22 protein-coding genes are annotated in these 24,934 nt (G+C 44.7%); 2 read left to right on the forward strand and 20 right to left on the reverse strand.

Annotated features, from left to right (window positions below):
• Window positions 1-36: 36 nt before the first annotated feature.
• From hrcA to gpr, 13 genes are all read right to left on the reverse strand, one after another.
• Complete coding sequence (hrcA, locus tag MHB37_RS24805) at window positions 37-1,068, reverse strand: heat-inducible transcriptional repressor HrcA (RefSeq protein WP_036677493.1); 1,032 nt, start codon at window positions 1,066-1,068, stop codon at window positions 37-39.
• A 103-nt stretch (window positions 1,069-1,171) separates the two neighbouring features.
• Window positions 1,172-1,663: an N-acetyltransferase gene (locus MHB37_RS24810; protein WP_051490987.1), complete on the reverse strand. Its 492-nt coding sequence runs from the start codon at window positions 1,661-1,663 to the stop codon at window positions 1,172-1,174.
• 93 nt (window positions 1,664-1,756) lie between these two features.
• Entirely contained in the window at window positions 1,757-2,929 is a 1,173-nt protein-coding gene (gene hemW / locus MHB37_RS24815) for a radical SAM family heme chaperone HemW (protein ID WP_076105910.1), read from the reverse strand.
• Between the two features lie 185 nt (window positions 2,930-3,114).
• Complete coding sequence (locus MHB37_RS24820; RefSeq protein WP_405168641.1) at window positions 3,115-5,391, reverse strand: FAD-dependent oxidoreductase; 2,277 nt, start codon at window positions 5,389-5,391, stop codon at window positions 3,115-3,117.
• A gap of 19 nt (window positions 5,392-5,410) precedes the next feature.
• Window positions 5,411-6,238 carry a carbohydrate ABC transporter permease gene (locus MHB37_RS24825; protein WP_076129699.1) on the reverse strand — a complete coding sequence of 276 codons (828 nt, stop codon included), beginning with the start codon at window positions 6,236-6,238 and terminating at the stop codon, window positions 5,411-5,413.
• Between the two features lie 61 nt (window positions 6,239-6,299).
• Window positions 6,300-7,184, reverse strand: coding sequence for a carbohydrate ABC transporter permease (locus MHB37_RS24830; protein WP_249267723.1), 885 nt, complete (start codon window positions 7,182-7,184; stop codon window positions 6,300-6,302).
• 91 nt (window positions 7,185-7,275) lie between these two features.
• Window positions 7,276-8,580: an ABC transporter substrate-binding protein gene (locus MHB37_RS24835; protein ID WP_405168642.1), complete on the reverse strand. Its 1,305-nt coding sequence runs from the start codon at window positions 8,578-8,580 to the stop codon at window positions 7,276-7,278.
• Between the two features lie 95 nt (window positions 8,581-8,675).
• Window positions 8,676-9,443 carry a response regulator gene (locus MHB37_RS24840; protein ID WP_405168643.1) on the reverse strand — a complete coding sequence of 256 codons (768 nt, stop codon included), beginning with the start codon at window positions 9,441-9,443 and terminating at the stop codon, window positions 8,676-8,678.
• Window positions 9,428-11,233 (reverse strand): sensor histidine kinase, encoded by a 1,806-nt coding sequence (locus MHB37_RS24845; RefSeq protein ID WP_248549491.1) that lies wholly within the window; start codon window positions 11,231-11,233, stop codon window positions 9,428-9,430. The genes MHB37_RS24840 and MHB37_RS24845 overlap by 16 nt, the downstream gene beginning before the upstream one ends.
• Before the next feature lie 105 nt (window positions 11,234-11,338).
• Window positions 11,339-13,153 (reverse strand): translation elongation factor 4, encoded by a 1,815-nt coding sequence (gene lepA, locus MHB37_RS24850; RefSeq protein WP_036677511.1) that lies wholly within the window; start codon window positions 13,151-13,153, stop codon window positions 11,339-11,341.
• Window positions 13,154-13,293: 140 nt separating this feature from the next.
• Window positions 13,294-13,779 carry a hypothetical protein gene (locus MHB37_RS24855; protein WP_076185487.1) on the reverse strand — a complete coding sequence of 162 codons (486 nt, stop codon included), beginning with the start codon at window positions 13,777-13,779 and terminating at the stop codon, window positions 13,294-13,296.
• 35 nt (window positions 13,780-13,814) lie between these two features.
• Entirely contained in the window at window positions 13,815-15,152 is a 1,338-nt protein-coding gene (locus tag MHB37_RS24860) for a stage II sporulation protein P (RefSeq protein WP_076129693.1), read from the reverse strand.
• 156 nt (window positions 15,153-15,308) lie between these two features.
• Window positions 15,309-16,310 (reverse strand): GPR endopeptidase, encoded by a 1,002-nt coding sequence (gene gpr / locus MHB37_RS24865; protein WP_036677518.1) that lies wholly within the window; start codon window positions 16,308-16,310, stop codon window positions 15,309-15,311.
• A gap of 304 nt (window positions 16,311-16,614) precedes the next feature.
• Here gpr and rpsT point away from each other — a divergent pair, with 304 nt between their 5' ends.
• Window positions 16,615-16,887: a 30S ribosomal protein S20 gene (gene rpsT, locus MHB37_RS24870; protein WP_036677521.1), complete on the forward strand. Its 273-nt coding sequence runs from the start codon at window positions 16,615-16,617 to the stop codon at window positions 16,885-16,887.
• A gap of 149 nt (window positions 16,888-17,036) precedes the next feature.
• Here rpsT and MHB37_RS24875 read toward each other — a convergent pair whose 3' ends face one another.
• The 6 genes from MHB37_RS24875 to MHB37_RS24900 form a co-directional block, all read right to left on the reverse strand.
• Window positions 17,037-17,525, reverse strand: a complete 489-nt coding sequence (locus MHB37_RS24875; protein ID WP_076193273.1) for a hypothetical protein — start codon at window positions 17,523-17,525, stop codon at window positions 17,037-17,039.
• 37 nt (window positions 17,526-17,562) lie between these two features.
• Window positions 17,563-18,582 (reverse strand): DNA polymerase III subunit delta, encoded by a 1,020-nt coding sequence (gene holA / locus MHB37_RS24880; protein ID WP_036677525.1) that lies wholly within the window; start codon window positions 18,580-18,582, stop codon window positions 17,563-17,565.
• A 276-nt stretch (window positions 18,583-18,858) separates the two neighbouring features.
• Window positions 18,859-20,115 carry an anti-sigma factor family protein gene (locus MHB37_RS24885; protein WP_405168644.1) on the reverse strand — a complete coding sequence of 419 codons (1,257 nt, stop codon included), beginning with the start codon at window positions 20,113-20,115 and terminating at the stop codon, window positions 18,859-18,861.
• On the reverse strand, window positions 20,112-20,660 hold the full coding sequence (locus MHB37_RS24890) for an RNA polymerase sigma factor (RefSeq protein WP_036677530.1): 549 nt from the start codon (window positions 20,658-20,660) through the stop codon (window positions 20,112-20,114). The genes MHB37_RS24885 and MHB37_RS24890 overlap by 4 nt, the downstream gene beginning before the upstream one ends.
• 308 nt (window positions 20,661-20,968) lie before the next feature.
• Window positions 20,969-21,205 carry a hypothetical protein gene (locus MHB37_RS24895; protein ID WP_038572950.1) on the reverse strand — a complete coding sequence of 79 codons (237 nt, stop codon included), beginning with the start codon at window positions 21,203-21,205 and terminating at the stop codon, window positions 20,969-20,971.
• Between the two features lie 238 nt (window positions 21,206-21,443).
• Entirely contained in the window at window positions 21,444-22,085 is a 642-nt protein-coding gene (locus MHB37_RS24900) for a bifunctional 2-keto-4-hydroxyglutarate aldolase/2-keto-3-deoxy-6-phosphogluconate aldolase (protein WP_038572952.1), read from the reverse strand.
• A gap of 346 nt (window positions 22,086-22,431) precedes the next feature.
• On the opposite strand from MHB37_RS24900, the gene MHB37_RS24905 reads away from it, so the two are divergent.
• A complete protein-coding gene (locus MHB37_RS24905) occupies window positions 22,432-23,382 on the forward strand; it encodes a sugar kinase (RefSeq protein WP_405168645.1) in 951 nt (316 codons plus the stop codon).
• Between the two features lie 485 nt (window positions 23,383-23,867).
• Here the strand turns inward: MHB37_RS24905 and MHB37_RS24910 are convergent, their stop codons facing one another.
• Window positions 23,868-24,884 (reverse strand): LacI family DNA-binding transcriptional regulator, encoded by a 1,017-nt coding sequence (locus MHB37_RS24910; RefSeq protein ID WP_076179378.1) that lies wholly within the window; start codon window positions 24,882-24,884, stop codon window positions 23,868-23,870.
• Window positions 24,885-24,934 lie beyond the last annotated feature (50 nt).

Consider the following 24,934-nt stretch of genomic DNA (forward strand, 5'->3'; position numbering starts at 1 on the left):
TCCTTAAAATCATTCACGAAATCATGTTGACTCTGTTCACTTATACCAGTGCGCCAGCATCGCTGTCAAATCTCGGGATAAAATGCCCAAGATCCCCATCACTCTTGCATATTCCATACGGGTCGGCCCAAGGATCCCAATGCTTCCTAGTGCCTGCCCATCAAGTGAATAAGTGGCGGTGATCAGACTACAGTTAGCGAACGCTTCGTGATTGTTTTCTGTTCCTATTCGTACTTGAATACCTGTGCCACCCACTGTAGGGGCCAGCATTTTGAGCAGTGTCGGTGTCTCTTCCAGCAGATCAAGAATACTCTTCACCTTGTCTACGTCTTTGAACTCAGGCTGTGTCAGCATATTCGTTGCTCCGCTGAGATAGATGCGCTGCTCTTGATCGCTTTCCAGCGCGGTGTCCAGCACCTGCATTAATTCTTCATAATGTGAGATGTGACGCTGCATTTCTTCGCCAAGCTCGGAATAGAGCCGAGTCTTCAGCTTATAGAGTGGTACATTGACCAGTTTACTATTCAGTAGGTTAACCACTTTCTCCATCTCGGAAACAGAAATCTCCGGCGGAATGTTCACCGTACGATTCTCAACTTGCCCCGTACTTGTGACGATAATGGCCACAGCGGTTGTATCATCTAGTGGTAACAACTGAAAATGACGCAATGAAGTATGAAAAACCTCCGGTCCCAGCAGGATGGAAGTATAATTCGTCATATTGGAAAGAATCATCGCCGCATGTTGGATTACCTGCTCCATTGCATTTAGCTTCTCGGCAAAAAAAGCGCGGATCGTGCCCATTTCTGCCGTTTCGGCGGAATTCCACGGTACCAAATGATCCACATAATATCGGTATCCTTTATGGGAAGGAATTCTTCCCGCCGATGTATGAGGCTGCTCGAGATAACCTAAATCCTCTAGGTCAGCCATTTCATTTCGAATCGTAGCCGGACTGTATCCTACATCTCCCCGTTTAGAAATGCTGCGAGATCCTACTGGCTCTGCCGATGAAATATAATCATCCACAATTGCATTTAGTATCATTCTCTGGCGATCAGTTAACATGTTATTCCCTCCTATCGGCTGTGGCTCCGATTCGTTAGCACTCGACTCAGATGAGTGCTAACCACTAATACAAAAATACCAAACTGACATTGACATTGTCAAGTCAGTTCAGTATCTTAAGCACTGCTATTTCATCGCAGGCATGCTGCTTTTTACAATTCACGCAATCTGTCCATACTTTTTCAGGGAAAATCTCTTTCTGGACGACTTCAAATCCATTTCTAAGAAAAAAATCAACAGCATAGGTTAGTGCCATAACCTTTGGGATTTTCTGGTTCCTAGCTTCCTCGACCAGCTTCGCCAATATCATGGAGCCTACGCCTTTACCCTTACCTTCATCATTCAATCCAATTGAACGAATCTCTACGAGATCATTCCCGAGCTTGAAAAGTGAACCACAGCCTACGAATCTGCCTTCGATTTCGGCAACTACGAATTGATCGATCTGGCGTGTCAGCGCCTGCCGGGAACGGGGCAACATGATGCCGCGCTGGGCATACTCTTCTATCATTAGATACAATGGCTCAACGTCTTCTACCACAGCATTTCTACAAATCACCTGTGCGTCTCCCGCTGGAGACGAATGGCGAATCATTTCCGTCTTGGCAAGCACTTTGGTTCACCCCTCTGTTGATAATATGAATAAATATACAACAGAGTGAATTACAATTCAAGGGGTATTTTAAAATTAAACTTCTGTCAGGGCGCCTACAAATTCAGCAAAAACATCGTTCCCAAACAAGATTCCTTGCTTGCTGAGTCGGTAAACCCCTGCTTCTTGTTCCAACAGCCCTGCATGCAGCATTTTATGCAAGGATTTCTCGAATACTTCCTCTATTGAACGCCCGAATTGCGCCTGAAAAGCTTCATTAGAGACGCCCTCATGCATACGCAAGCCGACCATCATAAAGTCTTCCATCGCTTCTGCTTCTGAGATTGGGTATGCATCCAGTCGTGGCAGCCCTTTACGTGTGGCTTCTACATATGGATTTACGCCCTTAACATTAATATGCCGCTGACGTCCCACATATCCATGCGCTCCTGCTCCTAGACCATAATAATCTTCATTACGCCAGTAGGTGATATTATGGCGGCTCTCCATTCCTGGTTTCGCGAAGTTACTGATCTCGTATTGATTGTAACCCGCTTCCTTCATAGAGGACATCAACAGGAGGTACATTTGCAATTCATCTTCTTCATTAGGAAGAGGAAGCTTGTTCTTATTAAACAGCGTGTGAAAAAGAGTATTCTCCTCCACCTTCAAGCTGTAAATAGAATAGTGGGGTAGATCCAGCTCCAACGCCTTGCGGATACTTTCGCCCAACATCTCAACAGTTTGATTAGGCAGCCCAAACATCAGGTCAACCGAAAGATTATTTAGTCCAACTGCACGTGCATTCTCTAGGCTCCGGTATACATCATCTACATTATGAATCCGGCCGATGCCTGTGAGCAGCTCGTTCTGAAATGCTTGAACACCAAAGCTCACCCGGTTCACGCCGCCTTCTTTCATAACCGTCAGCTTGTCCAGATCCGTTGTTCCAGGGTTAGCTTCCATAGAAAACTCAATATCTTTATCCCAGTTGGGGAAATGCGTGCGAACAGACTTTAAGAAATAAGCCATTTCATCAGGTTTTAAAACAGTGGGTGTGCCTCCGCCGACGAAGATCGTTTTGATAACACCCGGAGGGGTGTTCTTGACGGTCTGCTCCATCTCTCGATCCAAAGCTTCGAGATAATCCATAACTGGCTGATCCTTGAGTACATAGGAATTGAAATCACAATAAAAGCACTTATTGGTACAAAAAGGGATATGAATGTATACAGCCTCAGGGGGACGGCCATTAGTCTTCGTTGTCATTAGCTGTCTCCTTTATATAAAAATATCGTTTGAATAGTGTAATCTAAAAAACAAGAAAAGGGAAGCCTGACAGCTTCCCTCCGAGGGCGTTCATTTATAGATGAACTCTATTTTATAATATAAGAAAGTATAAGTTTTACGTTATCCTATATATTTTGTATTTCCCGCAGAAACGGATACCGTCCCTATAAGGACGGCAAAGCCGTTGCTTCTTGATAAATCCGCATTTCCACAAGTTCGGCATGTACTCCACCGTTAGTTTCATGAATAACGATCCGGACAGCATCTGTAAGGACAGGCTTCTCTAATCGATGAACATTTTTCCGGCGATGGTTATCTTTGACACGGAGCATGACTTGCCACGCGCCATCAATGAGCAGCTCTACATCATAGTTCTTTACCAGTTCAGGAATCACTAGAAATGGCGTTTCATGGTGATGTAAGTTGATGAGATCTTCATTGACATCATCATTAAAGGTGAAATGGATTTCGGAGACTGGAACAGCATCAGGGAGACGCGCCTCTACCCACTCCGATCTACCCGCGGTCATCGGCTCAGAAACCCAGCTATGCGGTCCCGCGAAAGGTCGAACATACCCATCAATGACTTTAGATGCAGCATATGCCGATGTTTCTACTGCAAAGCAGAAATGCCTGCGTACAAGTTGTTTCATGCTCCACTCTATCACCGGCTGATCTGGCTGATGATCTTCCAGCGCTGAATCAACAACGGATTTAGCACCGCACTCAAATGTAATGACACCTGTGATTGGGGTTTCTGAAATATGCAATTGAAGGTGTTCATTAGCTCGAATAATAGCGAAGATATTACATTCGCCGATAAGACTACATTTCTCCTCTTGTATCGGAACTTCAATCCATTGCTGCTCTCCAGCCTTTACTGTTATAAAATCAACCTGTTTGCACTCCGCCGGCACGTAATTTTCCGCGCGTCCAGTCGTCCAGATCTCCACGGTCAGCTGCGTCTGAATAGTTGCTGACACAAGCAGCCTTAACCCACGGATACTTCCTTCAACCGGAAACAAAATCCCTACATCATGAGAAAGCTCATAAGCTTCGGCTGGACGATCCAGCAGGATACCATTCAACGTGCTGGATGCATGAATCTCGCTTTTTCTGGCGAGGTCCAGTGGATCTTCGTTACGTAATCCAATAATCGAAGCATCTTGCTTCAACATCACCTGTTGTAATTCATGCATATGATGCTCGCGAATTACACGTGGAGTCACACCTTTGATGACGGATAAAGCGGCACCTGCTCCAGCTGCTTCACCCATGATCGCACAGGTTGCCATAACACGTGTGGTTCCAAAAGCCACATGAGATGCACTGATATTACGACCCGCGAAGAATAGATTCCGCACATTCTTCGAATATAGCGAACCAAATGGAATATGGTAGATCCCGTCCGCATGCAGATGCTTGGAGCCACTCTCTTCTGCGTACATCCCTTGCGGTGGATGCAGATCAATCGACCATCCTCCGAATCCAATCCGGTCTGCAAATTCACGCTGCGCAAGAATATCATTTTGCGTTAAGATCGTATCGCCAACAAACCGTCTGTATTCACGTTTACCCGGAATTGAGCCAACCCACTCCAGCGTCATATTTTCGGCATCAAAATGACCTGAGTTTTTAATGTAATCCCAAATCCCATAAATAACAGAGGATAGTTCATCACGTATACGTTCATTCTCATCCACCGTATCAAGCTCGCCGCCCCACTCAATCCACCAGTAGTGACAGCCTGAATCCCCACTCCGAATGACCCGGCGGATCGGGATAGACGTTGTTGTAATATCCTTCGCGAATGAGGGTGCAACATAACGTACCGGTTTTCCAGTATCCTGTGTATAGAATAATAATGTACTGCCTAATGTAATATTATCAGGCACTTCTGGTGCCCATTCCTCATTAAATTCATGACGGGCTTCACGTCCTAATCGGAAATCCGCTCCTGCTAGGAAGCCCACTAAACCATCACCCGTACAATCGATGAAAGCATCGCTCTCGAACGTGATTAAACGCTCAGATCCCATCATCCAGCCGGTCACACTCTGAATCGTACGCTCCTCTGCCTCACCTTCCGCTTCCACTTCACGTACATCGGTATTTAGGAACAAGCTGATATTCGATTCTGCCTTCACCGCTTCGAGCAAGGTTAGATCCCATAGATATGGATTCCCTTCCGGGTTCCGGTATTGATTCTCGATGAACAGCTCACCCATAATGCCTGTCTCCCGTGCATAGCGATTTACACCATGTCCTGTTGCACCACATACCCATACCCGAACCTCTGAACTCGAGTTACCACCAAGTACAGGACGATTCTGTACCAGTGCTACCTTTAACCCAAGACGTGCTGCAGCAATCGCCGCGTTCATCCCTGCAAGTCCACCCCCGACCACTGTCACATCGGATTTAACCGTTTCTGTTCTCATGTCAGTATCCCTCCTATAGTTAGCCTTTCACAGCCGAGCTAGAAATTCCTTGAATAATATATTTCTGACCTATGAAGAAGATAACAATCATTGGAATGATCGCAGCCGACGAAGCGGCCATCATCCCGTTGTAATCCACATTGTTCTCAAGAATAAAATTCTGCAATCCAAGCGGAATGGTATATAGCTTAGGGCTCTGCAAAAATACAAGCGCATTCTCATAATCATTCCATTGCCAGGAGAAATCAAGAATAGCAAACGTAGCGATTGCCGGCTTCGCTAATGGCAGAATTAAGCGGAAAAATATTTTGTAATGACCGGCTCCATCCAGAAAAGCAGATTCCGTAATTTCCTTAGGAATGCCCATAAAGAACTGCCGAAGCATAAATACACCGAAGATCGAGAACATGGCTGGAAGGATTAGGGCCAAATGCGTATTGTAAATCCCAACCCAGTTAAACATGATAAACTTAGGAACAAAAAGCACCTGCGGTGGAACCATCATCATGGATAGATATATGACAAATAGGCCATCCCGCCCTTTAAACGAAGTACGTGAAAATCCGTAAGCGGCAAGGGCAGATAGAAACACAGCTCCCGCAGTTCCAATAATCGATATCTTAAGTGAATTTAAATAATACGGAACAAAATCATAACTTCCTGTCCACACCCGAATATGATTGCTCCAGTTGAGAGATGAAGGCAGCCATTCGTTAAACACCTCGGCAGGTGTCTGAAAAGATGTGCTGAGCATCCATAGAAAAGGCACAATCATAAATAGTCCTAGAACAAACATGATGATCGTTACTGGCAGCTTCACCTTCATGTTTCCTGCTTTTTCATTCATACCGCCTGCTCCTTTAATTTATGGTTTCGGGGTCCCGCAAAGCACCACTTTGTAGGGTTATTTAGTAATGAACCCAGCGCTTTTGGCCGATCCACTGAATGACTGTAATGACGAGAATGACGGCGAACAAGAACCATGAAATGACTGAAGCGTATCCCATATCGTAATAACTGAATGCTGTTTTATAAACGAATAGTGATAAGACCGTCGTACTTCCGCTAGGTCCTCCAGCCGTAATGGCTTGAATAATCGAGAACGATTTCATCGTCATAATTAATCCGGTAATCATTAATAAAAAAGTTGTTGGACTAACAAGAGGCCATACAATTTTCCATGTTGTTTTGAATGTGCTTGCACCATCGATCCGGGCAGCTTCTAGCTGTTCTGTCGAAATTTCCTGTAGTGCTGCTAAATATATGATCATATTGTAGCCAAGCATCAGCCAGATCTGTACGATATCAATGGCATACATTGCGGTTTCCGTATCCGCAAACCACCCTGGCGGCGATGTTATGCCAATCCAGCGAAGCAGTTCATTGATGGGTCCCTGTGAAGGCTGAAATAGCAGCATCCAGACAAATGCAACGGCTACTCCACTAGAGATATACGGCAGGAAAAACATTCCACGCAATAATCCTTTAAGATACACACTGCGGTTTAGAAATAGCGCCACAATAAAAGCGAGCACCATCGATACTGGAACCGATATCAGGAATATCACCGTATATTTGATCGAGGCATAGAAATTATCGTCATGGAACAACCGTTTGAGATTATCCAGCCCGGTAAATTGCCAATTCGGATTTGAAAATTGATAATTCGTAAACATCAGGACAAAGGAAAAGATTGCAGGAATCACAAAGAATAAGAGAATACCAATCATATTCGGGAGAATAAAAGTCATGCCGATCCAGCCTTGTCTGTCCATCCAGCTTCTCCGCTTCACGGTATCGCCGCCTTTCGTATGCTGAAAAATGGGTACACGAAAGAGAAGAACGAAGAATTCTTCCTCCTTCTCTTTTGTGCCAGCTATTTCTTTATTTCATTAACTCTTGCGAACGGGTTTGCATATTTTTCATCGTGGTATCAATATCTTGCTTATTTAAGAAGTATTTTTCATACTCTTCTTTACGTGCATCAATGGCTTGTTGAGGTACATTTAGCTGGAAGGATGGGAATTTGCCGAATACAATATTATTCATTGAATCTGTATCATATTTGTCTTCTACACCATTCAAGAGAAGGCTCATCGCTTCCTTACTGTCCACACTCTTAGAGGCTGGAATACGACCCCCGCTTGCCATTGGCAGCATACCGCCATCCGCATACCATTTTGCGAACTCCCAAGCCGCATCCAGGTTCTTGGACTTTGCATTAAGAGCAAGCATGTCGCCCACACCGCCCGAATATTTATAATCCTTTTGATCTTTATTCACTTTTGGAATAGCGGCGAACGCGGTTTTGAAATCATGCGGATAGTCCTTCAAGTTGTTCGCATTGCGGAAAATAAACTCACCGGCTGCCAGCATTGCCGCTTTGCCTTGCAGGAACATGGTGTCAACCGGCATTTTACTGGTCAGCTGCTCCCCATATTCCGGTGTGGATTTGTCCACGAACATCATGTTATGCAATATTTCCAGTTGCTGTTTCCAGAGATCATTTCCAAAGTTTGAAGTACCATCCGCCTGTTTCACACCCATTCCAGCAAGCGTACCGTCCATCGTTGTTGCGAAGGAGGAATCTGCCTGCAATAATCCGTACACACCAGGTTTCGTTAGCTTCTTCGCATACTCCTCAAGATCTGACCAAGTCCAGTCCACCGCAGGAATCGGTAATCCTGCTGCATCCAGCATATCTTTGTTCAACCATACAAACGCCATGTTTTTCTTTGTAGGAATCCCATAGTATTTATCATTGATTTTCCACATCGCTGCGTCCTCGCCGATCTGGCTGTCGATATCATAATCTGTTTTCGTGCTTAGATCCAAGGCAACGCCTGCATCCATACGTTTCTGTAAATGAGCAAGATCGTAGTTCATGAAAAGGTCTATGTTTTGATTGGTCATCAAAGCAGTGTCCAGCTTTAAGTTGCCTGCATCGTCATTTACATTACGGATATACTCGACTTGAATATCTGGATGATCTTTATTCCAGTTATCAACTACAGCTTGAGGCCCGGCTTCTGCAGGAACTGCCCCCCACATCGTAAGCTTTATTTTCTCCTTTGCTGGTTCTCCATTTGCACTGCCCTGCGATTCATTACTTCCACCACTCCCACAACCAGCCAGCATCGTACCTGCTAATAAGACAGAAAGCACTGCAGTATACCACTTTTTCTTCATAGATAGCTTCCCCCTTGGAAGGATTATGTGTTGTGCTCTACATCTATAACTTTATCATCAGAGCGGATTCTGGGGGATGAACTACATTTGGGAACTTATAGAACGTTTTTTGGTTCTTTACGGAATTCATTTGGCGTGACACCACACCACTTTTTGAAGATTTTTATAAAATAATTATCGTTCTCAAAGCCTACTTGCTGCCCAATCTCGCTAATTGTTAGCTTCGTTTCTGCAAGCAGCATTTTCCCAGCCTGAATCCGACGCTCTTGAATATAATTGGTCAACGTTTTCCCTGTCTTTTTCTTGAATAAGTCACTTATATAGCTGGCATCCATCCGGATCAACTCTGACATGGATTTGAGCGAGATGTCCTCAGCATAATGTTCTTCAATATAAGCTATAATTTTGTTCATCTCCACATGATCTGTCGGTCCCGTTTGTTGCTTCTCAGGAAACCATTTATCGGCTTTCTTCATCTTCACCATTCGCTCCAGCTCGGCCTGAACCTTACCCATCGTCTTCTTCAAACCTTGGAGATCTAAAGATAACTTCAAAATGTAGTCCGAAGCCCCAAATACGAGCGCCTGCCGGGCGTATTCAAATTCACTCAATGCAGTTAACATTACAAACCGGCAGTCGAAGCCTTCCTCTCGCGCAATTTGAAGAAGCTTCACCCCATCCATCACTGGCATATTGATATCCGTCACTACCACATCAGGCTGCAGCTCACGAATCATTTGCAAGCCTACTTCTCCATTCTCCGCCTCACCTATAATTTCAAACGGGATTCCAGCCTTTAAGAATAGCTTCCGTATACTTTTAACCGCAGGTTGTTCATCATCCACAATTAACGTTCTCCACATGTGAGCTTACCTCCATCGTAAGGTTTTGAAATAAGGAATGGAAAATGGATGATCACTTCAGTTCCTGTGTCTGATGACACAATGTCCATACCTGTCCGTTGATTCTTGAACAACAGCTCCAAGCTCTCCCTAATATTCTGAACACCGATTCCTTTACGTTTCCGTATAGCCTTATTCAGCTGTGCTCTTTCTATCCCCATGCCGTTATCTCTAACCTTTAGATACAGCTGTTGCTCAGTCACTTTAGCGGAGATATCAATTCTCCCTTGTTTTACAGACTGACCGAAGCCGTGAATCAAGCTATTTTCAATTAAGGGCTGCAGACAAAATTTAGGGATTAATGCGTATTGCAGTTCCTCGTTGATATCATATTGAATTTCAATCCCATGTCCAAAACGTTGCCGCTGTATCTCCATGTAAGATTCTATTAGTACGATTTCATCCTTTAACAGGATCAAATCGACTTCAGTATTTAAGGTTGTCTCCAATATTTTTCCTAGTGCAACACAAATTCCATAAATTTCATCATCATCTTTATCTAAGGCAATGCTCTTTATCGTATTCAATGTATTTAGTAGAAAATGCGGGTTCATCTGCGAAAGTAATACCTGAAATCGAACGAATTGCTTCTGTTTTTCTTCAAGCTGAAGTCGCTGCAACAGCTCATTTAAATCATGGATCATGATATTGAAACTCTGAGTCAGGGCAAGAATCTCTCCCCGTCCCTGTTCGGGTAATTTCATTTTGAGATTCGTCTTAGCGGTCATTTCCATCTTCTTCTGTAGCTTCTTAAGCGGTACTGTAATCGTCGATGATATGAAATAAGTTAATAGAACAAATAGCAGCAGAATGATTCCAAATCCACCAAAAAACCGTCGTTTCTGCTTGTCTACCTCAAGAAATAGCTGTGCTAGCTGCACCTTTTTAACAACATAGCCATTTAACTCCTCGATGTAGCTGTATGTGTATAAACTTTCCTCCTTCGGATCGACAATGGATGCAGCACGCCCCGTCTGCCGCTGGTTGGCACTCTTCACAATACTCTGCGCAATATCAGGGGAAAAAGTCTCATCCTTAAGCGGATTAAGCATCACACCCCCCAAGGCATCGAGTAGAAATAAAGCCCCTTCCTGTTTACTCCCTAACGTTGATCTGGTAAACCACTCCTCATAATCGATACTTAATCTTGCATAGGCATAAATATTCAAACCATTATCACGCATAACCTCATAGAGACTAAGCATTTTCTTACTTGTTGTACTTTCCCGGACCACATTATTCTTGTCATTCGGATTCCATATATATCGATTCGTTCCTTCTCGCTTCAAGGCTTGAACCCAATCCTCCGATTGGATTTCGTCGTAGCTCAAGGTTTCCTTTGGCATAAAGGAAGTGTATGCGTTTCCATGAAGATCGATTAATGTATAATACACCGTCGCTCCACTCATAAAGAATGTATTTTCAATCGCTCCAAACTTGTTTTCAACGAGTTTTTTTCTCGTGATTTCATCAGATTGCTCGGGATTCTTCATTATCGATAAAATCGTCGTATCTTGTTCGAGTAATGACCCTGTTTTCATCACGAGACTCATGAGATCAACAAAACCATTCTTAATACCAATAAGCTGCTCTATGTTCTTCGTTTCCGCATTATCCTGCAGCATTTGTTCTGTCTCTTTAAAGTTATATAGAACGAGTATGGCAATGGGTGTTAGTACCAACAGCAAGAAGGCTAACAAAATCCGATTCTTAAAGGTACTTGGCGTAAGTTTCAAATATAATCGCTTCACGAGGACTCCCCTCACTTTGTATGTGCTTACAATCCTTCCCCCTATTGTAATCTGCTCCTGCTTAAAAAAATAGAGCCGGGATATTCTCCCGGCTCTACCTATTTTCTACTCATCGATCTTCAGTACTGCCATAAACGCTTCTTGTGGTACTTCTACACTACCCACTTGCTTCATGCGTTTCTTACCTTCTTTTTGCTTCTCCAGCAGCTTCCGTTTACGGGAAATATCGCCGCCGTAACATTTAGCAAGTACGTTTTTGCGCATCGCCTTAACGGTTTCACGCGCAACCACCTTCGTACCCACAGAGGCTTGAATCGGCACTTCGAACATTTGACGCGGGATAATCCCCCGCAGCTTCTCACAAATGATACGTCCGCGGTTGTAGGCACGATCGCGGTGAACGATAAAGGACAAGGCATCGACCTGCTCATTGTTAAGCAAGATATCCATCTTGACCAGATTCGAACGACGGTATCCACAAATTTCATAGTCGTAAGAAGCATATCCTTTCGTACCGGATTTCAACTGATCAAAGAAATCATAAACGATCTCTGACAGCGGAATCTCGTACGTAATCGTTACACGATTAGTATCTAGATATTCCATATTTACGAACTCGCCGCGTTTGTTCTGGCACAGCTCCATTACAGTACCCACGAAGTCGTTAGGCACAATGATCGCTGCTTTAACATACGGCTCTTCAATGTAGTCAATCGTACCGATCTCCGGATAATGTGACGGGTTGTCGATTTGGATCATTTCGCCATTGGTCAGCATAATTCGGTAAATAACACTCGGTGCTGTTGTGATTAGCGGCAAATTGAACTCGCGCTCAATCCGCTCTTGAATGATCTCCATATGCAAGAGTCCAAGGAAACCGCAACGGAAACCAAATCCAAGCGCGCTTGAACTTTCCGGCTCAAAGCTTAGCGAAGCATCATTCAGCTGGAGCTTCTCCAGCGCCTCACGAAGATCGTTATAATCGGAGGTCTCAATCGGATACAACCCGCAATAGACCATCGGGTTGATCTTACGGTAACCTGGAAGCGGCTCAGCAGTAGGATTCTTTGCGTCAGTGACAGTATCACCGACACGGGTATCTCCAACATGCTTGATCCCAGCTACGATAAAGCCAACATCACCGATGTTCAATTCATCGACAATGGTCATACGTGGCATAAATGCGCCAACTTCAATGACCTCGAAGGTCTTCTCAGTTGCCATCATCTTAATCTTCGAACCTGCACGGATCTTCCCGTCCATTACGCGCACATAGACGATAACGCCTTTGTAAGGATCGTAGTGAGAGTCAAAGATCAATGCTTTAAGCGGCTCTTCTGAATTACCGGATGGCGCAGGAACCTGCTTCACCACCTGCTCCAGAATTTCCTTGATTCCGATACCGGCTTTGGCAGATGCCATAACCGCTTCACTGGTATCCAGCCCGATAACATCCTCAATCTCCTGCTTTACCCGGTCAGGGTCAGCGTTTGGCAAATCAATTTTGTTGAGCACAGGTAGGATTTCCAGGTTATTATCCAGTGCTAAATACACATTGGCCAGCGTCTGTGCTTCAATTCCTTGAGCCGCATCCACAACCAGCAGTGCGCCTTCACATGCTGCAAGACTGCGGGAAACTTCATAGGTGAAATCGACGTGCCCCGGTGTATCAATCAAGTTGAGATAATACTCTACACCATCGTCTGCACGATAGGTTAAACGCACGGCTTGCAGCTTTATTGTGATACCACGTTCGCGCTCCAGATCCATCTGATCGAGTACCTGTTCCTGCATTTCACGCGTGGTTAGTGCCCCCGTGTATTCCAAAATGCGGTCAGCTAGTGTCGATTTACCATGGTCTATATGTGCAATAATCGAGAAATTGCGAATTTGTTGTTGTCTTTTCTGAACGTCAGTCATTCCTTACCCCCACAGACAGCCTGATATTAATCCACTTATTATAACAGTACAAGCTTACTCCATCAATCCCGCGCTGGCCCAAAACAAAAGAAACAGCTATACACGATCCCGTGAAATAACCGTTTCTTCTAAATTTGCTGTTAATTTTCTGCCGAAGCGAACAATGAAACTACCCAGCGGATTCCCTTCTGGGAAGCCTGCTGCAAGAGACCTGCCGTCTTATCTGCCAGAACATCAACTGTAGGCTTTTGCTCCTCAGGAATTAGAATTTGCTCCGGAGATTTCGTACTATAATCATCCACAACTTGCTGAGGAGGATCTGCGGCTGGCGTTGTATTGCTATTTTGAGGCAAAGGAGAGACGGCCGTATATGCACCTGTGACAGGATCGATCACCATTGGCACATATACATAAGTCTGCCCACCCTGTGTCACACCATTCTTTTGCAGTTGTGGCTGTGGCTGCATGCCTGTTACTTGACTGGTGGGTGTAGTCGGGCTGGCATTCCAGCCGGGCAGAATCTTAGAGACTGTTGAACCACCGCTTCCGCCGAACTGCATCCCTAAGAGGATGCCAATCCCTGCCCAAATCCCGACCATAACCAGTTTTTTTCCGAAACGCGACATGTACACCACTCCTTTTTAATCCTTGGTAATTTATTTTAAGAAGCTCCGTTTGATTTCTTTGGTGTTGTAGTGGGATTCGCCACTTTTTCAGGTGCGTTCACCTTCTCAGCGTCATGACTGCTCCAGTAAACATCAGCGATAGCATCCGCCAAAATATCAGCCGTACGCTTTAATTCCTCAGCCGAATTATCAATTCCGCCCACTTCAATCAAAACACTATTAGGAGAGAGGGTCTGATTGTACTCCCCGTTATTTCCTTTACCCGCAGCTTTTCCCCATATCCCACGAGATATTCCCGGGTAATTCTTTTCAAGCTGTTGATGAATCTTATTGGCAAACTCTTCGTTCTTCTTCCAGTCTTTATTTGCATGTCCAATGATAAAATAGACCTGTGCATAGCTTTTCCCGTCAATAACAGCTGTTGTTTTGCTATGACGCTGCGAATCGCGGTGAATGTCGATAAAACTATCCATTTCCTCATTTGCGCTGAGTGCTGATTTAACCAAGATCCGGGAATATTTATAGGAAAAGTTCCAGTTATAGTCGGTGATTTTGGTTGGAAAATCTTCTTTGGCATGAACCGTACCAATCCCGAGCTGTTCCAGTCTTTTCGTAATATATGATCCTACCAGCATTACATTTTTAGTTGAAACTCCAGAGCTGGGATTTTCATTTGCTGCCCCTAACAGAGGGTTGTAGGCCTCTCTAGGATGTGAATGATAGATTAGAATCCGTTTGATCGAGGTATCCTTAGTGCTGTCTGTGCCGCTTTGCGGATCACTCTTATCCGTCCCTTCCTCCGCTGATGGTTCAGGGGATGGTGCAACCGTCGCTTCAGGCTGCTGTGTTGTAGTATCTCCATGCTTGTCCCCTTCGTCCGGAACAGAAGTTTCTGCATCTTCACCACCCTCAGCCAGTTCATCAGTCCCAGGATGATAATCCACTGGTGCTCCTGTAGATCCACCTGAACCTTTCCGCAAAAGAAATGGATCATCCGCCGCCATCCCCGGCACTTCACGAGAGACTAGACTCTTAGGGTCACCTGGATTCACGCTGGTCAGCAACTGAAATACGAAAGAAGTTACCTTTTCACCTGAAAAAGCGGAAGGCTCTTTACCCTGCGGTAAATGCGGCACCTCCATCCCCAGCAGCTCCATGAAAAAACCACTAGACAGAGAGGCAGCAAGCCCCTTCATTGAAGGAATGGGTGAAGAGCTAAGCTTCTGTCCGGCCAATCCACCGGCTCCAAGCAGCATAAAAAATACTAGCGAACCTCCGGCCAACAGCAGCATCGTTCTCCCCAGCGATAAAACATCCAGCATTTTTCCCCTTAAACGGCCGATGTTCCAAAGCTGAAACCATTTTTTATTCATTGTAGTTATGTCCTCCTCCAGCCCTCTGTAATCTCTTATACTCCAAATCTATGAGCGCAAGAGCAATACTAGAACCGAAAATGAGAGAATAGACATAAAGCCCGTACAGGATACCTTAATTCAGCATCCCGCCGGGCTAAACAAACCATAATTCAGTTAGTGGGTATACGCGCCAACATTCTCAGGATCAACCGCATCATGTAAAGCCGCATTCAGACCACTGGCCACAATATTCGCGATCCCTTCAATAAATTCATCGATTTCCTTGGGAGTGACAATCAAATCGTGCCCCAGAGGTTCAAGCACTTCCTTCACTAATGACAAGCGTTCCTGCTCAGAGATATCGTCCAGCATCCCCATGATTTCCTTCGTATGGTTTGCTCCTTGCCCGAAGTGATTTTTCATCATCTCCAGCACATTATTTACAATAGTTGAGGCATAGCAGACAGTGGGCACTCCGATTGCGATACAAGGAACACCCAGAATTTCTTGGGTTAATCCACGTCGCTTGTTGCCAATTCCCGAACCGGGATGGATCCCAATGTCGGCAATTTGAATCGTCGTATTGATACGCTCCAGTGACCGGGATGCCAACGCATCTATGGCGATAATAAGCTCAGGTTTCGTCCGATCCACGATTCCCTGCACGACTTCACTCGACTCAATTCCAGTCAGCCCAAGCACTCCAGGAGCAATAGCGCTCACCTTACGATAACCAGGGGAGATCTGATCCGGAACCAGTTCATAGAACTGCCGCGTAATGAGTGAGTTCTCCACCACCAACGGACCCAGTGAATCCGGTGTAACATTCCAGTTACCAAGACCAACAATCAACACAGATGCATCCTTGCCAATCCCAATTCTGATCAAAAAGTCCTCAAATTCGCGGGCAAAAACTTCTGCCACCTTTTGCTGCAAGCCTGTATCTCCGCCACGCAGAGCGGGTACCTCAAGGGTTACATAGTTGCCAATTGCGCGTCCTATTGCCTGTGATCCGGCAGCATTAGCTACACCAAGACGGGTCACTTTAATCCCATCAGACTCTTCCACTTCTTCGTTCACACCAGGGATCGGCGTTCGTTGTGGGCCTTGAGCCATTTCCTTTGCCTCTAATGCCAAATCGGTGCGCACAGAATATAGCTGCAGATCCGGTTCCATTGTGTACCAGCCTCCTAAAAGTTTTGTAAGCATACACTTCCATGAATTACTTCGAACAAAACTCACTTCGAAAGCAGCTGCTTAGTTTTGTAAGCATACACTTCCATGAGTTCATCCTCATTTGGCAAGCTTCTGCCTATGCTCTTTTGTCGATAGTGTGCGAGAGAAAGCCAATGTTTATGCAGGATACGGAGGTTTAATTTGAAAGCTTTAAGTATTGCTTTTTGCTACCGGTCATGCTAAACTATTTTAAGTTGTGAATCATTTGATAATGATTTCGAATGTCTTACAGGAGGTGAATGCAATGCCAAATATTAAATCCGCGGTTAAACGCGTAAACACGAACGAAAAACGCCGTGCACTGAATGCTTCCCAAAAATCCGCGCTTCGTACAGCTGTGAAAACTGCTGATGTAGCTCTGACTGGTACGGAAGTAGAAACTGCTCAAGCTGCTTTCCTAGCTGCTTCCAAAAAGCTGGACAAGGCCGTAAGTAAAGGTCTGGTTCATAAAAATGCGGCTGCCCGCAAAAAATCCCGCTTGGCGAAGAAATTGAACGCTCTTACGGCTCAAGCCTAAGACGACATTCATAATGAGCAATTGAAGAACCTGACCGCTATGTTTCATACGGTTAGGTTTTTTTGTGTCTATTAATTAATAATAAGTAGTGTTTAAGAGATGTTTATTAAATGAAAGAAGACCGCCTCAGAGAGGCGGTCTTCTTTCATTTATTTATTCTCTTTTTTCATTTCATAATAGTTACCATCCCATAAAAAAATCATCGTTTGATCGTCTTTAACAATAAAACTGCTGCCGGGATTCGTCCAATTATTTATAGATACCGTCTTAACCGATTCCGTCTCGATGCCAAGGTCACTTAATTCATTTCTGTATTCGTTAAAAAAGTCATCCTTTGTAATGCTCTCTTCTTTATATTCAGGGTTCATAATTTCATCTTTATCAAAAGATGCCTTTTCTTGCGAATAAGTTACCCGCATGCCAATAAGCTTTTCATCCTCCGCTGCCGAGACAGGTGTAGAACCTACTAGACCTTGTACACTCCATTCCCCAAAATAAGAAGGTGCATCTGCAGAGGTATTCGTATTCGCAGGCGACTCAGAAGCTGAACCTGACGGTGAATTAGTATCCGTTTTGCCACAGGAACTAATTAATAGAACGAGTAACAGCAGTGCCGAATATTGAAATATTCTTTTCATAGTCAGATCATCTCCAATACTTTTTCCCCTTCTTAGCTCAGACACCTAAACGCAGCATGAACAGCTCCAGCCCTAGAACTTTGTCTATAGCCCCTGTTTTCATTTTATAATCCAGATCCGCCAATGCACTTAAGATTTGCCGTAATCGTTCACTGGAGAACTTATGGGCCTGCTCCCCAGCAAGTTTAACCGCATATGGATGCAATCCGATCTGTGACGCAATCTGTCCCTGCGAATAACTATGTGCTGATAAATCCTTAACCTGCAAAATAATGCGGAACTGCCGCGCAACCAACGCTGCGATCTTGATCGGTTCCTCACGCTGCTTCAGCAGCTCATATAATGTATCAAGCGCCTTATCAAGACGCAGATTAGCGATATCCTCAACAAGCGTAAACACATTTTGTTCTGTTCCACGGTGTACCAGACTCTCTACGGCCCCCGCATCTACAGTGCCGCCCTTACCAGCGAATAAACAAAGCTTGTCCATCTCTGCAGATAAACCTTGCAAGCCTGTGCCTGCATTCGTTATAAGAATTTCTGCCGTGCCAGGTGCCATTACACAACCCCGCTCACGAATTCCTTTTTCCACCCAGCGCAGCAGCTCTTCAGCTCCCAGCGGATTAAAGGCTAATACTGTGCCCACTGATTTGACAGTCTTCACAATTTTTTTACGCTCATCCAGCTTATCATTATTCACCATAAAGACGATTACACTGAAGTCTACAGGATGCTGCAAATAGTCACTTAAAAGATCTATACGATGCTCCAGTTTGGCATTTTCTTTGCCCGCTGTAAATAACGAGGCATCCCGCACCAGCAATAATTTACGTTCTACCATAAATGGCACAGTCTCAGCTTCTTCTACCACAGCCTGCACCGGCGTCTCAGAGAGATCAAAGGGAATAACTGCGAAATCACGATCCTCTTTAGCAATCAGCTGTTCTTCCAGCAGTGCCGTGAATTCATTCATTCGAAATTTCTCACTGCCATATAAAACATATAACGGTGAGATCTTCCCTTGTTTGATTTCTTTTATCGCCGTTTTGGCATCCATCCCGCCACTTCCTTTTCCATTCATCTAGCCCATTTTGTCCAGAGTTCTATTGTAGCAAAAAAAACTACAAAAATGCATGCAAAAACGGAGAAACTCTGGCAGCCATGGCCAAAGCCTCTCCGTTTAAGCGGCGCATCTATATAAACGACGGAGTGCGAAGCTCTAGAAACTCCACATCCGGCGGTCATACCGATGTTCTGCAAAACCTATACTTTCTAGTTCCTGTCCTGTTGATATAGTATATTCAGAAACTTCGAAAAAAGTTCCAACCCCACTTTAATTTGTTGAAGATGAGGTTGGAGTGTTCGTTGGTGTCGCCCCAGGGGATACAGCCGGACTTGAAGAAATTGCTTCCTGTACAGTGTACACCTTGGTTACATTCACACCATCTTTTTCAGTCACGTACGTAAACTTCGAGCTGTCCGTAGACCATTCACCAGAAATCCAATTTCCTTCTAGCGGATAAGAGTTTACGGCTAACCGTTCTTCCGCTGAGCCCGCTGGCGACTTCTTATAAATCACAAGCTGCAGCCCAACAAATTCTATAGCATACTGACCATCAGGAGAAGTCCAGGTCTGCACATTAGGATCTTCAGAACTGCTTAAGCTCATAACTTCCCGTCCATAGTCATAAGGAATCTTTAAAGAATCCTCCATCAGCGGAGCAGAATCGGCTGCGCTGTCTGAATTCATATCAGCAGTTTGCTCCTTATTATCCACCTTTAGCTGATTGCTACTGGCGTTGCTAGAATCTGAATTATGAGATTTCGTGGCGATATCCTGCTTTGGCGAAACAATTTTCTCTGTAGGCTTAGGATCTGCGCTTTGAGGCGGTTCGGTGATCGACCGCCCTCCAGCTCCAGCTCCCGCATCAGCTGCATCCGCCGGTGCACTTGGCATCGAGGTAAGGTCCACTGGTCCCGTCGCTCTATCTAAAGCGGCGTTATCTTCGTTCATCTCCGGTGCATCCGTCTTATACTGCGCAGCGCCCTCGTTCTCTCCACCAGCGGCAGGTGAAGCTCCATCAGAGTTAGCAGTAATAGAAGCTTGTGATTCCATTGCTGTATCCTTAGTATCATCGCTGGCTGTTTTAGCACTATCCTGCATCCTTTGTTCTACTTCTGCCCCAGGCATTTTATCGGGCATATTAAATATTGCGATCCCTAATAGAACGGCAGCTGCAATAGCTCCAATGCCTGTCCGTGTTGCTATAGAGGTTCCCTTGGAAGGTTTACCGCGGGAGCTTTCACGTGAAAATGGGACAACAACCGGCTCCTCAGATCTCACAGCACTCTGTTCACGACTGCTTCGATCCAATTCTGCAAGCTGAGGTAAAATAGAGTCAACCAGACTAAACGGGGGTTTCACGTCTGGCAACTGCTCCAATTCATTGGAGAGAAGTGTCAGGCGCTCAAAGACTTCCGCGCAGGAAGGACAATTATCGATATGACGGAACATCTCAACAATCTCATCTTGACTCAAATCTTTGTCTAAATAGCGGTGCATCCATTCCATCACCTCCGCGCATTTCATCCCGATACACCACCTTTCTGGTACTCCTGAAGTCTATTCTGCAGTTGCTGTCTAGCCCGAAATAAGTATGATTTCACTGTATTCAAGGGCAAATCCAGACAATCTGCAATCTCGTTGTAAGAAAAATCCTGTAAATAGCGCAGGACGATGACTGTCCGATGATGCTCGGGCAATTGATCAATCGCTTCGCGTATATCCTCAGCTAAATAAGAGGATAGAACCTCACGTTCCACATTGTGTTTATCCTGAAACACCATTTCATGTTCATCAATAGAAACTGTAGGTTTAGTTCTTCTGAATTTATCAATGCAAATGTTAGTGACGATTCGCTGAACCCACGTTTTGAACTGGGCCTTCTCCTCATATGAGCCGATTTTTGTATAAACCCGGATCAAGGCTTCCTGAGATGCATCTAGCGCATCTTGTTCATTATGCAAAATGTAGAAGGCCGTTTTATATACATGTCCTTCAATTTCTCGCAATAGGGTGATTAGAGCGTCGCGATCGCCCGCTTGAGCGGCTCTGATGAGTCCCTGCTCCACCACGAAGGTTCCCCCTCTCTATGCAATCTTACTGACGCGCAAGACTGCGAATTTGTTGCAACCGTGTAATTAATATTTTTAGAATACCAAACTTTTCTTAGAACGTCATGTTAAGCCAGCCGTTACAACGCGCTATCCCGCATTGCACAGCCAATAATTCCTACTAAGCATACAGGGGAAACAACAATCATTCAAATACTCTTTTTCACTATCTTAGTAACAAAAATGACATCAAAAGAAACGGCCTATCCCCTTGTCGGAAATGAAGCCGTCTGTCTTAAATATTACCCTCCGGTATCGAGCAAGAAACTCTATTTATAGAGCGCAATTTTGCAGAGCATGAAGACCGCGTAGTTTTCCCTAGTCTCATCATCCACCACATAGGCTTCTCCATTCTCAAATAATTGAGGGTTATTGTAATTGCGCTCTAATCTGTAGATCTGCCCTTCCGTCACCTTACAACCATGGAATGCCGACTCAATTTCTACGTACTCAGCATCATCTTCATCCGCTGCTTGATACAGCTTTTTATCATTATAAGCAGGCATATACTCACTCCCGGCTGGATAATAAATCCTGACGTTCAGTCCATGTATCACTACTCTTCTATTATATAGTTTATTATCTTTATCCCGATTCTATACTTTCTAAAAAGCATAGAATAAAAGGAATATTGACAGCTCAAAGAAAATCAACATAAAAAGGCTGCATGGCCAACGTCTGTCAGCCACACAGCCTATAAATAAAAACGCAAATCAGGATTTCAATCTCCGTTCAAACTATACATTAAATCCCTTTTATCTCTTTAAACTTCGCCACATATTGGGCAGCAAGATCAGTAATCTGATCGTATCGGCCATTCTTCGCCGGTGCAGTCAAATTCCCCCCAATGCCCACAGCCATGCAGCCGTTTGCAATCCACTTCTCCATATTGTTCAAATCCACGCCACCGGTCGGCATAATATTTACATGTGGCATAGGACCTTTAACCGCTTTTACATAATCCGGCCCGAAAGCACTGCCAGGGAACAATTTAAGCACATCCACGCCGTACTTCAGCGCTTCCTTCATTTCATTTAATGTCATGCAACCAGGCATATAGGGAATGCCATAAAGATTACACATCTTAGCTGTCTCCACTTCAAAAGAGGGACTAACCACAAACTCTGAACCTGCAAGAATGGCTATTCTAGCTGTTAAGGGGTCCAAGACAGTTCCGGCGCCAATCACCGCACGACTTCCGTACTCAGCAACCAATCTCTTAATCGCCACATCCGCGTCTGGTGTAGTAAAAGTTACCTCAATATTATTTAGACCGCCTTCTATACAAGCAACGGACATCTTAAAAGCTTCCTCAGCACTATCTGCTCGAATAACCGCTACAACCCCGACGGATGCCACATTCTGCAATACTTTCATTTTCTTCATCAGTAGACTCCCTTTCTCTTGGTACGATCATAGATAAACAGGAAACACTTTTTTAGATAAACTTTTTTATTAAATTTACTAATTATTGCGTTTTGTTCTATAAGGAAATAGTAATAACAATACGATTAACAGTCAATACATTTTTATTACATCAGGTGGAAATAAGTAATAAAACCTAAGAAAAACCTTTATAAAACAAGGGTTTATGGAAACATTATTTTCTTTTTACGAAAAAAGTTTTTTGGTTAACAATCATTCTTTTATTGTACAAAACCGATTTATGTGATAATTTCAAATTACAAATCATTATACTGGGATAAAATCATTACCCTAGGAGGAACTAAAAATGAGTAAACAGCTGGATGCCGTCACTTTCGGGGAGCCGATGGCGATGTTTTATGCGAATGAGGCCGGTCCTCTGCATGAAGTATTTTCGTTCTCCAAAGCATTAGCAGGTGCAGAAAGCAACGTGGCTACAGGCTTGTCGCGTTTGAATCATCCTACAGGTTATGTTACGAAGCTCGGCGAAGATAACTTTGGCACATTCATTGCTCAGGCGATGAAGAACGAGAACATTAATACGGACAATATTACTTTTACTAAAGAGTATTCAACAGGCATGCTTATCAAATCGAAAGTGGTTACCGGCGATCCAAAGGTCGAATACTTCCGCAAAAACTCCGCGGCCTCCACGCTTAGTCTGGAGGATTTCGACGAGGCCTACTTCAATTCCGCAGGACATCTGCATGTTACAAGTATCTCCGCCGCTTTGTCCAAGAGCTGTCATGAATTTTCTATTCACGCTATGGAATTTATGAAGAGTAAAGGAAAGACGATCTCTCTGGATCCTAATCTGCGTCCCAGCTTATGGCCGGATACAGAAACAATGGTGAGTACCATCAATGATCTGGCTCCACGCTGCGACTGGTTCCTGCCGGGACTCGGTGAAGGTAAAATCCTTACCGGACTGAGCACACCCGAAGAGATTGCAGACTATTACCTGGAGCGTGGCGTAAGCTTAGTCGTCATCAAGCTTGGCCCTGAAGGCGCTTACTATAAATCCTCTGCTGGGGAAGGTTACGTGGACGGATTCAAGGTGGAGCAGGTTGTTGATACGGTGGGTGCAGGTGATGGATTTGCGGTTGGCGTAATCAGTGCGATGCTGGAAAAGCTTCCGATTGCTGAGGCCGTCAAACGCGGCAATGCGATCGGTGCGTTAGCCGTCATGTCGCCAGGCGATATGGACGGACTTCCCACCCGTGAGGAACTTGCGAAGTTTATGCAACAAGAAGTCTAATAATTGCAAAAAGACACAGAGCAGTGATTCTCCGTTATTGGAGGAGCGCTGCTCTGCTTTTTGGGTCGCTGATTGGCTGCTATTGCTATGCTATGGCTATTGCTATTGCTATTGCTATTGCTATTGCTATTGCTATGCTTCAGCAGTGTAATCAGTTCGCTCTGGGGCTTTCGGACCCAAAAGACGCTATTTGCAATTTTTTTACCTTTGCGGCGTAGTTTCGGACTCCAGTGACACTATTCCTTATGAAAAAGGGCATTTAGCATGTTTTCCATGCCGATAGCTGCGATGGGGTCCGATAGTACTCCAAATATGGGATTATACCGCATATAAGGTCAGCTGAGTCCGATAGTGACTTCCTACGCGAGAATATTACCCAATCAAACCCAAGTTTAGTGTTTAGATAAAGTTAGGCCCAATAAAAGGGGGAGTGCCCAACAAGCTAAGAAATAGCTGCTGGGCACTCCCCTTTTTATAGTTCAAACTTATTTGTAAGACTTCACCGACTGCCCTTGCTGCAAGGTCGGTGGGAAACGATATGTAATTGGAACAGAAGCTCCCTTATCCTCGATACAAGAGAGTATAATCTTGGCAGCCTGCATCCCCATCTCGTAAGCAGGCTGACGGATTGTCGTAATGACCGGATTATAAATTTGCGCGAATTCCGCATCATCTATCCCGATGACCGACAACTGTTCTGGAATAGAGATGGCATTTCGATTCGCATATTTCAGAATTTCCGCTAGTGTGATGTCGTTCGTAGCCAGCAGTGCAGTTGGCGGCTCCGGCAGTGCTAATAAGTGTTCCAGCCCCGAAGCTAATTCCTCTTTGGATACACTGCAAATATACTCCTCACGCAGCGTTATGCCCGCTTCTTCCATCGCTTTTTTGTAGCCACTAATCCGCTCTTTCCGAGGGGTAATCGCATGCTCCCCAATTGGAAGGGACACCAGAGCAATCCGCTCATGGCCTTGCTGAATTAGCTGCCCTACGCCTATCTTTGCCGCCATTTCATTATCCAGCAATAGACTCTGCGTGGTGATTCCATCTACTAGACGATCCATAAAGACTAGCGGGAAATCAGCCTCTACCAGCTTGCTATAGGCAGACGGGTTATTCCCTGTAGGAAAAATAATCAGCCCATCCACCTGACGAGCGATTAAGGTTTCTACATATTTGCTTTCTTTCTCCGCATTCTCATCTGCGTTGCATATGATCACTTGGATTCCGTGATGCTGCAGCTCATTCTCAATCGCCCGGATACATTGGATTGACAGCGTGTAGTCAATATTAGCTACGATGATCCCGACCATATGCGTCCGGTTCTGCTTCAGACTGCGCGCCAGACCATTTGGCTGATAATTAAGCTCTTCAATTACGGCCTCAATCCGGTTTTTCGTCGCTTCGCTCATATATTTAAAACGTTTGTTCAAAAATTGGGAGACCGTACTTTTCGAAACTCCCGCTTTTTGAGCCACATCATCAATCGTTAACTTCTTCATCGCTTCGGCTCCACTCTTCTCAAAAGAAAATACTTTATCAAAAAGTATAG

The sequence above is a fragment of the Paenibacillus sp. FSL H3-0286 genome (assembly GCF_045040705.1).
Taxonomy (GTDB): Bacteria; Bacillota; Bacilli; order Paenibacillales; family Paenibacillaceae; genus Paenibacillus_AQ; species Paenibacillus_AQ odorifer.